The organism is candidate division WOR-3 bacterium (genome assembly GCA_016867815.1).
In the GTDB taxonomy this organism is placed as follows: domain Bacteria; phylum Hydrothermota; class Tepidihabitantia; order Tepidihabitantales; family Tepidihabitantaceae; genus UBA2258.
In genome coordinates this window covers 1-1,890 of the sequence record VGIR01000207.1, presented here as the reverse complement: position 1 = coordinate 1,890, position 1,890 = coordinate 1, and the positions used below count along the sequence as shown (strand labels likewise).

Genomic DNA, 1,890 nt, shown 5'->3' with positions numbered 1-1,890 from the left:
ACCTTCGGGCTCGTCCGCTGATAGGGCGCCAAGAGCCCGGAGTGGAAGTCCCCGCCATCCTTTGTCACCCGCGGCAGCTCAACCTCGACGCTGCCGCCGCTCAGATGTACCTGCCGGCGTCTGGCGTACCCGTTCCGATAGCCTCGGAGCTTGGATTTGCCGGCACGAACATATGGCTCGCGCTCCAGAAACTCGTCCCGCTCCGCATCCAGGGCGTCCTGAATCTTCTCCTGCGCGCCGGTAAGGGCAACCTTGTCCAATAGACTGGCTGCATCCTGCTTCATCACTCGCCTGATCCGACGCTCGACTCGCTTCTCACGTCGCTCCTGTCTTCTTCTTGCGGCTTCAAGCTCTTTCTGATAGTCTGACATCATAGCGGTGTCTCCTTTCTCGGGCTAACACCCGATTTGCTAACTACATAGAATCGTAGACACCGCTCTCTCTTTTTCCACAACTTCTGATGATATCTCTCCCGCAAGCTCACTGCCCATGCCGCAGTCCGAACCGGTCAACGGCTGCGGCCACACGGCTGTGGCCCTCGGCTTGACTGCGGCGGAATCTGTCATATCCTAGACAACAATGGGCGCGAGTGTACCTGATTCAGTCAAGCGGCTGGTTGACCTCTTCGACAGAGATCGCGCGGTCTACCAGTGCACCGACTACAAAGAAGAGCAGCTCCGCGCTGAGTTCCTCAACCCCTTCTTCGAGTCCCTCGGCTGGGACGTCTCCAACAAAGCCGGCCTGACCGAAGTCTTCAAGCCCGTCATCCACGAAGAGTCAATCAAGGTCGCCGGCGCGACCAAAGCCCCGGACTACACCTTCCGCATTGGCGGCCGCCGTGTCTTCTTCGCTGAAGCCAAGAAGCCGGCCGTGCGCATCGCCGACGACGCAAGCCCCGCGTTCCAGCTCCGCCGCTACGCCTGGACCTCCAAGCTCCCGGTCTCGCTCCTCACCGACTTCGAGCAGTTCGCGGTCTACGACTGCCGCATCCGTCCGTTCCAGACCGACAAACCCGCGACCGCCCGCACCATGCTCCTCGGCTACACCGACTACCTCGAACGCCGGGATGACCTCGCCGGCCTCTTCTCGCCCGACGCCATCCAGAAAGGCGCGCTCGACCGCTACGTCGAATCGACCAAGACCAAGAAAGGCACGGCCGCGGTTGACGACGCCTTCCTTGCCGAAATCGAGAAGTGGCGCGACTCACTCGCGAGGAACATCGCGCTCCGCAACCCCGGCCTCACCACCCGCCAGCTCAACTTCGCGGTCCAGCGCACGATAGACCGGCTGATCTTCCTCCGCATCTGCGAAGACCGCGGCATCGAGCACTACCAGTTCCTACAGACGCTCATGAACGGAGAACGGGTCTACCCGCGCCTCGTCAAACACTTCCGCGACGCGGACGACAAGTACAACTCCGGTCTCTTCTACTTCACGCCGAAGACCGCGCGAAGGGACATGACCGGAGGCGCGGGACATGACCGAAATCCTCCGGGGATTTCGGATCGTGTCCCAAGCCGAAGCGAGGACGAGCGTGCCGAACCGCCCGACCTCCTCACCCTCGACCTCACCATCGACGACAAGCCGCTCAAAGAGATAATCGGCAGCCTCTACTACCCGGACTGCCCTTACGAATTCTCGGTCCTGCCTGCCGACATCCTCGGCCAGGTCTACGAGCAGTTCCTCGGAGGATGTCCCTGTCTTAGTTGAAAATCAGTAGCGGTTCCCCTGCCCGGATGGTAGCATCTGGGTTGTTTGAATGTTATGAAAGGAGAACCGCTGTGAGAAAGTACCGGAGATGGTCGTCGGCTGCAAGTCGGAACGTCAGGTCGGCAGGCAGGCAGGTGCTGGCTTCGCTGGATCAGGAGGATGCCTTGGAGCTATTGCAGG

2 protein-coding genes are annotated in these 1,890 nt (G+C 60.8%); one reads left to right on the top strand and one right to left on the bottom strand.

Annotation, left to right across the window (positions count from 1 at the left end; genetic code table 11):
- Positions 1 to 374: hypothetical protein (locus FJY68_14350; protein MBM3333002.1), on the bottom strand; the 374-nt coding region annotated here is incomplete at its 3' end.
- 205 nt (positions 375 to 579) lie between these two features.
- Between FJY68_14350 and FJY68_14345 the strand changes: the two genes are divergently transcribed.
- Complete coding sequence (locus FJY68_14345; GenBank protein MBM3333001.1) at positions 580 to 1,710, top strand: hypothetical protein; 1,131 nt, start codon at positions 580 to 582, stop codon at positions 1,708 to 1,710.
- Positions 1,711 to 1,890: the final 180 nt, after the last annotated feature.

Coding starts and splice junctions, on each gene's coding strand:
- FJY68_14345 (MBM3333001.1), top strand. CDS start 580: ATGGGCGCGAGTGTACCTGATTCAGTCAAGCGGCTGGTTGACCTCTTC.